The sequence below is a fragment of the Salipiger sp. PrR003 genome, assembly GCF_010500785.1.
GTDB classification, from domain to species: domain Bacteria; phylum Pseudomonadota; class Alphaproteobacteria; order Rhodobacterales; family Rhodobacteraceae; genus Salipiger; species Salipiger pacificus_A.
In genome coordinates, this window is record NZ_JAAGOV010000049.1 from 59,563 (window position 1) to 66,356 (window position 6,794).

General features: G+C 60.5%; 5 protein-coding genes and 5 pseudogenes. 9 read left to right on the forward strand and 1 reads right to left on the reverse strand.

Annotated elements, in window-relative coordinates; all coding sequences use genetic code 11:
* Positions 1–25 precede the first annotated feature (25 nt).
* From G0D83_RS18490 to G0D83_RS32535, 5 genes and pseudogenes are all read left to right on the forward strand, one after another.
* A complete protein-coding gene (locus G0D83_RS18490) occupies positions 26–745 on the forward strand; it encodes a mechanosensitive ion channel family protein (RefSeq protein WP_370457264.1) in 720 nt (239 codons plus the stop codon).
* 30 nt (positions 746–775) lie between these two features.
* Positions 776–1,324 (forward strand): annotated as a pseudogene (locus G0D83_RS18495) (AAA family ATPase).
* A gap of 271 nt (positions 1,325–1,595) precedes the next feature.
* On the forward strand, positions 1,596–2,492 hold the full coding sequence (locus G0D83_RS18500; protein ID WP_164196254.1) for a DMT family transporter: 897 nt from the start codon (positions 1,596–1,598) through the stop codon (positions 2,490–2,492).
* Entirely contained in the window at positions 2,489–3,151 is a 663-nt protein-coding gene (locus G0D83_RS32795) for a CBS domain-containing protein (protein WP_370457265.1), read from the forward strand. Before G0D83_RS18500 ends, G0D83_RS32795 begins: the two co-directional genes overlap by 4 nt.
* 103 nt (positions 3,152–3,254) lie before the next feature.
* Positions 3,255–3,368 (forward strand): annotated as a pseudogene (locus tag G0D83_RS32535) (chlorhexidine efflux transporter); the annotation flags it as partial.
* Positions 3,369–3,430: 62 nt separating this feature from the next.
* Here G0D83_RS32535 and G0D83_RS32275 read toward each other — a convergent pair.
* Positions 3,431–3,598, reverse strand: a pseudogene (locus G0D83_RS32275) (integrase core domain-containing protein); the annotation flags it as partial.
* Positions 3,599–3,701: 103 nt separating this feature from the next.
* Between G0D83_RS32275 and G0D83_RS18520 the strand changes: the two are divergent.
* From G0D83_RS18520 to G0D83_RS18535, 4 genes and pseudogenes are all read left to right on the forward strand, one after another.
* Positions 3,702–4,244, forward strand: a pseudogene (locus G0D83_RS18520) (IS5 family transposase); the annotation flags it as partial.
* A gap of 53 nt (positions 4,245–4,297) precedes the next feature.
* A complete protein-coding gene (locus G0D83_RS18525) occupies positions 4,298–5,632 on the forward strand; it encodes a type IIL restriction-modification enzyme MmeI (RefSeq protein WP_370457266.1) in 1,335 nt (444 codons plus the stop codon).
* Positions 5,632–6,186 carry a hypothetical protein gene (locus G0D83_RS18530; protein ID WP_164196250.1) on the forward strand — a complete coding sequence of 185 codons (555 nt, stop codon included), beginning with the start codon at positions 5,632–5,634 and terminating at the stop codon, positions 6,184–6,186. Before G0D83_RS18525 ends, G0D83_RS18530 begins: the two co-directional genes overlap by 1 nt.
* 139 nt (positions 6,187–6,325) lie before the next feature.
* A pseudogene (locus tag G0D83_RS18535) lies at positions 6,326–6,794 on the forward strand (transposase); the annotation flags it as partial.

The following is a 6,794-nucleotide window of genomic DNA, read 5'->3' on the forward strand; positions in this document are numbered from 1 at the left end:
ATACCCGCGCCTGTTTCGGGATCTCGTGGCGGTTCTGCTGTTCTTCGCCGCCATCGTGGCCTCTGCCGCGCTCTTGCTGGAACAAGGTCTCCTTGGCGCGCTTGCAGGATCGAGCTTGATACTCGCGGTGTTGGCTTTCGCGATCCGGAACGTCGTGGCCGACACGCTGTCCGGCATCGCACTGGGCGTTGAAGCACCCTACCGGATTGGGGACTGGGTCGATATCGAGCAGGTCGCACGAGGCAAGGTCATCGAGATCGGCTGGCGCACGACACGGCTCCTGACGCTGGACTCGACCTACATGATCCTGCCGAACAGCCAGATCGCGCGCCGACGCCTCATCAACTACTCCGCCCCGAAACCGCAGTATCGCGCGCAGCTATCTCTGAAGCTTGCGCATGAGGTTCCCGTGGACGCCGCCAAGGAATTGATCCTTAAGGCGGTAGGCGAAGCGTGTCTGATTCAGACCGAACCGGCACCGGATGTCCGCGTCCAGGAACTGGGAAGCGACGGCAATTCATATGCGGTCCGGTTCTGGCTGTCGCGCTTCGAACGGGACGTCGATTGCCGGGACGAGTTGCTGTCTCTGATCGATCGCGCGCTGCGGCAAGCGAAAGTCCCGACCCCACGTATGCAGATCGAACTGAATCGTCCTCACGGGAAAGCCATGCTTCCCGTCGATCATGGAACGGAGGTCGCACGGATATTCGCAGCGCCTTCCAATACAGAGCGCATCGAGGTGTGAGGAGCGGATGACAACTTGGAGAGAAGTCCGATGAGAAACGGCCATGGCGGCCAGCACGTGGTCCTTTCCAGCTGCTCGGGGGGCGGGAAGTCGACGTTGCTGGCCGAACTCGCGCCCAGAGGCTTCGAAACTGTCGAGGAGCCCGGCAGGAAGATCGTGTCGCGTGAGTTGAATGGTGCAGGCGTGGTACTTCCCTAGGTCGATCTCGAAGCCTTCGCAAGGGACGCCATCGACATGGCGACCGGAGACCCCAACCGCGTCGCGTCTTCGCAGGGTTGGGTCTTCTTTGATCGCGGGCTGCTGGATGCGGCCATCGCGCTGGAACATGCAACCGGATTGGCGGCCATTGTCACCTTGTCGGGACACGCCCGCTTCCATCACCAGGTGTTTCTGACCCCACCTTGGCCAGAAATCCACCACAGGGACAGTGAACGCGGAAAAAGACCTCAAGGGAGGTATCGACGAATATCATCGGCTGATCGAGACTTTCGCCTGGCTCGGATACGATCCGGTTATTCTGTCAAAGCTCGACGTGAAAGCGCGAGCCGATTTCATTCTGAGCGCTCGTGCTTGGCGTGACGGGTCTTGCCAAGCAATTGGGTCAGAGATCGGCCTACTCCCCGGATTGGACAACTCCTTCGAAGACCCCTATATGCGGGTTGCAAGGCAGCATGCGATGGCGTCGCGCGTCCGCTGCCCAGCCCCGATATTTTCAACCGATGTCCTGAACGCCCGGACTTGCTCCCGCACATATCGTGCGGAGCCTGAAGTTATGAGGTGTCCTATGACTCTTCCTTTGTTCGACAGGTCGCGGACCATGTGGACTGGTTCTTGCGCAGGAATGACCTGCATGGCCGCGGCAATGCTACTGCTGCCACTGGGCGACACTTTGTCGAAGCTTCTTACAGAGAAACTGAACCCGGTCGACGTCGCGACCGCGCGCGTTGTTGCCCAAGCAGCCTTCCTCCTGCCGGCGGCGGCGTTGTTGCCCGGCCGCCTCCGTGGCGCAATGCTCTCTCCGATCGTTGCGCTGTCCGGTCTGCTGGTGATGATCACCCTCATCGGCCTGATAGGCGCCTTCGCGGTCATGCCGATTGCCACCGCGATCGCCATCTTTTTCGTTGAGCCTTTGATCCTGACGTTGCTGGCAGGCCCACTCCTGGGCGAGACAGTCGGAGCGCGGCGCCTCGCAGCAGTCGGCACAGGACTGGTCGGTGCGCTTATCGTGATCCGGCCGGGACCGGAGTTCGAGATCGCCGCGCTACTGCCGCTCCTTGCGGCCGCCTCCTATGCGCTCAACATGATCGTCCTCCGCCGTGCCACGCGCACACGCTCTGGGCTGACCATTCAGTGCGGCGCCACAATCTATGCCTGCCTCGGAATGGTAGCGCTTTCGTTCGCGCTTCACGCATCGGGGCTTTCCACCCCAGACCCTGGCGCCCTTGCGACTTCGGCCTGGGCCTTGATCTTGGGAAGCGGCCTCCTCGCCGCTGCAAGCTATGTCCTGATCGCCGAAGCCTTTCGCCACGCTGAAGCCGGTCTCCTGGCACCATTCCAGTATCTCGAGATCATCGGCGCCACTGCCGCCGGCTTTCTGGTTTTCGGAGACTTTCCTGATCGGATGACCTGGCTCGGGATAGCAGTCATCCTCGCCTCGGGCCTTTACGTCGCCTACCGGGAGAGATCACGCGCGCCGGCCTCCATGTTGCCAATCGCCCACAAAAGCCGGAGAGTCCGGCCTCGGTGATAGAGGCTTCATCAGCACGACTGCACTGGGTTGAGAACGCCCATGTCAATGCTGACAGTCTCGAGATGGTGGGCCATGCCATGATGAGCGGCTGTCCCGTCGCCGGCGGCAATCGCGTCGACGACCTGTTCGTGATGATCGCCATCGACCGCTTCAACCAGTCGACCAACCTTGGTGTGGCAGACCTCGGCCGGTTGCTGGCCGCCGCCGAAGCAGAGGCGGCCCAGCACCGTTTTGATGGAACGACCTGTGCCGACATTATGACCACCGATCTGATCACAGTCCGGCCCGACTCGCCGCTCCCGGCGGCAGCGCGGCTTTTCCGCAGCCATGCCATCAAGAGCCTCCCGGTCGTAGACGAAGACATGATTCTGCGCGGCCTCGTGCTCCAGGCCGATCTTCTCCACGTCGTCGCGGCGCAGGACCGCCCGGCGGCCTGGCGGAAGAGATCTCTGCGTCGTACCATATCAGACGTGATGCGACCCGCCGACCGTGCGGTGCCTGACGATATGCCCGTTGGCGTGCTCCTCAACAGGCTGGCGGCGCAAGGAAGCGAGGTTGTTCCGGTGATCCAGGAGCAGCGACTGGTCGGGATCCTGACCCGATCCGATATCATGCGGCTACTGCTTGCTGGGGCAGAGGAACGTCCTGCGGCATGAAGGCCGCTTGAAAAGCAAGCATCCCGAACACATCCAAGCGAGGACGGCCTCGCCGGCCAAATGGTCAACACGCGGGATGGCCCGAACAACAATCGGAGCCCTCATGTGCAGCGCGGTAGACCGAATTCGCCAAGCTCTCAGTTTCGAGTTCGTCGGCATTCTTATCGTCACGCCGTTCTTCGCCTGGGCCTTCGATCACCACATAGGCGACATGGGAGCACTGGTCGTGATCCGCTTCCCAACCTTGGACCGCCCTAAGGCAGAGTTTTCTGGCTTCGCTCAGGGTGACGGGCTGGTGGCGCCCCCTGATTTCGTCAGCATGATCGGGACCTTGTTGCCGATCGCGCCATGTGCCCGTTCCTCATTGTAGTATCTACGCCAAGCCTCCAGCTTTTCGGCTGCGTCTGTAAGGGTCATGAACCAGTGCTGGTTCAGGCATTCGGTCTTCGGTAGCAGATGCACCAAGTGCTTGCAGTCGTCCGCGCAAAAGAACATAGTGGGAACATTGGTCACGGATCGGGGCGATCATGGCTCAGCGCTTTCTGCTCTCGGCGGCTGGCACGCGCGCAAGCATGGCGGCTCCAAGCGGCGCGTATGGCGCAAGATCCACCTTGGAATTGATGAGGAAACGCCGGAGATCCGGGCGGTCGAGGGCATCTCAAGCAATGTCGGCGACGCCCCGATGCTGCCGAACCTTCTCGCGCAGATCTCGGCGAACGAGGACATCGCCACTGTCTCGGCTGACGGTGCCTGCGACACACGCGCCTGCCACGATGCCATTGCGGCCCGTGGAGCAACAGCGATCATTCCACCCCGTCGAAACGCCCGGCCTTGGAAGCCGGACACGGCAGGAGCTCGCGCACGCAACGAGATCCTGCGAGCATCCAAGCACCTGGACCGGGCACTCTGGCGGAACTGGAGCGGGTACCACCGGCGCAGCAGGGTCGAGACGAAAATGAACTGCGTGAAGCTGCTCGGCCAGCGGCTGATGTCCCGGGAATTCGACCGCCAGGTGGCGGAGGTCCAGATCCGGGTGGCGGTCCTCAACCGCTTCACGGCACTCGGCATCCCGATGACCGTGGCCGCAGGATAAGTGTGTCCGGGGAAAGGGGAACAGCGCTCGCCAGCTGATTTATCCAACAGCGCCTGTCCAGCGCGCCAAGGTTGATCCTTGGGAACATGGCTGTAGATGGGGGCAACCTTATCCTGACGCGCGAAGATCGGGATCATCTTTTGAAGGACCTTGGACTTCCAAGAGATGGAGTTCGACGATTGATCGGGTCGCTAGAATTCATAAAGGGCATTGAACGCTACTGCCTATGGATTAGTGATTCATACCGAGACCAATTCGAAGAGGTCCCGGACGTTGCTGCGCGCATTCGACGTACAAAGGTCGTGCGAGAAAGAAGCCCAGACGCTGGATTTCGTAGACTAGCGGCACGGCCTCATCAGTTCCGTGAAATGAATGCCCCCGACAACACCCTGATCATCCCACGGGTAACCTCAGAGCACCGCGAGTGGCTCCAAGTCGGCTACCTTTTGTCTGGAAGCGTGGTGGCAGACTCCGCCTTCCAAATCCTCGACGCCCCCCTGTACCTGCTGCCGATCCTGAGTTCCCGCCTGCACCGAGAGTGGATTGCGACCGTCTGCGGAAAGCTGAAAACGGACCTCCGCTACTCGAACACCCTCGGTTGGAACACCTTCCCGATGCCGACGCTGACTGAGGATGAGAAAGAACGTCTTGAGCAGTGCGCGAACGACATCCTGGACGCACGCGATCTCTATCCTCTGAAAACGATCGCTGAGCTGTACGACCCTGAAAAAATGCCGGCCGAGGAAACCGGGGAAATCCACATCGGCATGCCTGATTTCAAGGAGCCCACAACTCCCCGCACCAAGCAGATCACCAACGAGGATATGCCTCACCTTATGGCAGAGGTTCTGCAGGACCGCCGCTTGTTGGAGGCTGGGCTCAACGACTCTACTGCAAACGAAGTAATCACTCAGGTCCTGATCCCCGAGATCATTGAGAAGCGCTACGGAGACCTGTCGGAAGAGCAGACGGATGAGGTCGTCCAGAACCTCGTTGCCCGGGTATACGCAGCGCGGGAAATCAGGGAAGCCGAACGGGCTGGAGGCGGAAGCATTTTCACTGAAACCGTACGAGCGGCGTTCGACGTCTCCAAGCTCCAAGTCGATCTCATCAAGGATGTGAACCCCTTTGAGCAAGGCTATGAGATCCTCGCCCGGACGCTCGACAAGCAGGTCTTCGGAACGATCCTTGCAGAGCTCACTAACAAGGAACCGCCGATGACCGACAAAGAGGCGCGATCACTGTGGGAGCGCGTCAAAAGTTGGATCATCGATCACGATGGTCAGGAGCCCAACCCATCAAGCGTTGACGCCCTTGAGAGACGATTGGGGAAAGCACTCATGTTTCTTCGGAAGCAGTACGCTGAGAAGCAAAAGGAGGATGCTTGATGGCGCTGCCTACCCTAGAGGAAATCTTCGCATCGGACACAGCAGGGATCCTGAGAAGGGAGCCGGCAGCCGCCCGCCCCAAGGTGTCCTCCGCGGAGGAGCGCATTCTTCAGATCATGGAGGATGTGAACGCCTTCCATGCGGAGCATGGTCGCCTTCCGGATGCTGACGCTACTGATCGCGACGAGCGGGGGCGTGCCAGGCGCCTACGTAGTGCTGAGTCTGAAAACGCAGAGCTTCTGAAAACCGTCGATCGCTGCGGGTACTTTTCAGAGTCTGCGGATGTGCCAGTCGATGACGATGACGATCTGCCATCGATGGATGAGATCATGGCCAGTAGTCTGATCACCGACAACAACATCTATGCCATCCAGGACCGGGGTCAGGCGCCACAGACTAGAGTGGCCAACGAGGAGCCTGCGCGCCGGCAACCTTGCGACGACTTCGATCGGTTCCGGCCAGCTTTCAATGCGTGCCATGTCGCAGTAGATGCCGGCGACGCGCGCTATGTGGAGTTCCGCTATGGTGGGAAGATCAAAGAGGGTGACTTTTGATAGTGCCCCCGCGCGTGGTGTAGGAGCGTCGACCTTCGGAGAGGTCCGGGTCTGATCAGGATGCCACGGCGGGCAACCTGACGGTGGGATTGTCGGTGACGCGGGCCAGGGTTTCAAGATGTCGTCATGGGGCAGCCAAGACCGGATAGGCTGGCGCTTCCACATCCCAGAGGAGGACGGCATGAAGACCTTCATCGGCATTGACGTTTCGCTTGCGAGTTCCTCAGTTTGCGTGCTGGACGAACATGGGCAGGTCGTCAAGCGGGCGCAGATCGACAGCGAGCCCGAGGCGTTCACAGCGTTCCTGCGGGACTTGCCCTGGACCATCGAGGCGATTGGGCTCGAGGCCGGCCCGCTGTCGCAGTGGCTTCACCGCAGTTTGGGGGAAGCCGGCTTCGCGCTGATCCTGATGGAGACGCGGCAGGTCAAGGCGGTCCTGAAGGCCATGCCCGTGAAGACAGATCGCCGCGATGCCGAGGGGATTGCACAACTGCTTCGCATGGGCTGGTTCAGGCCGGTTCACTGCAAGTCTATAGCGCGACAATCAGGGAGAGACGGCAGCGACAATCAAGATGAGATTCTATGTCGCGACATCGGTGACGGTATCA

Bases quoted from the DNA above. Each gene is read 5' to 3' on its own strand.
- G0D83_RS18530 (WP_164196250.1), top strand. From the start codon at position 5,632: ATGGCGCTGCCTACCCTAGAGGAAATCTTCGCATCGGACACAGCAGGG.
- G0D83_RS18500 (WP_164196254.1), top strand. From the start codon at position 1,596: ATGGCCGCGGCAATGCTACTGCTGCCACTGGGCGACACTTTGTCGAAG.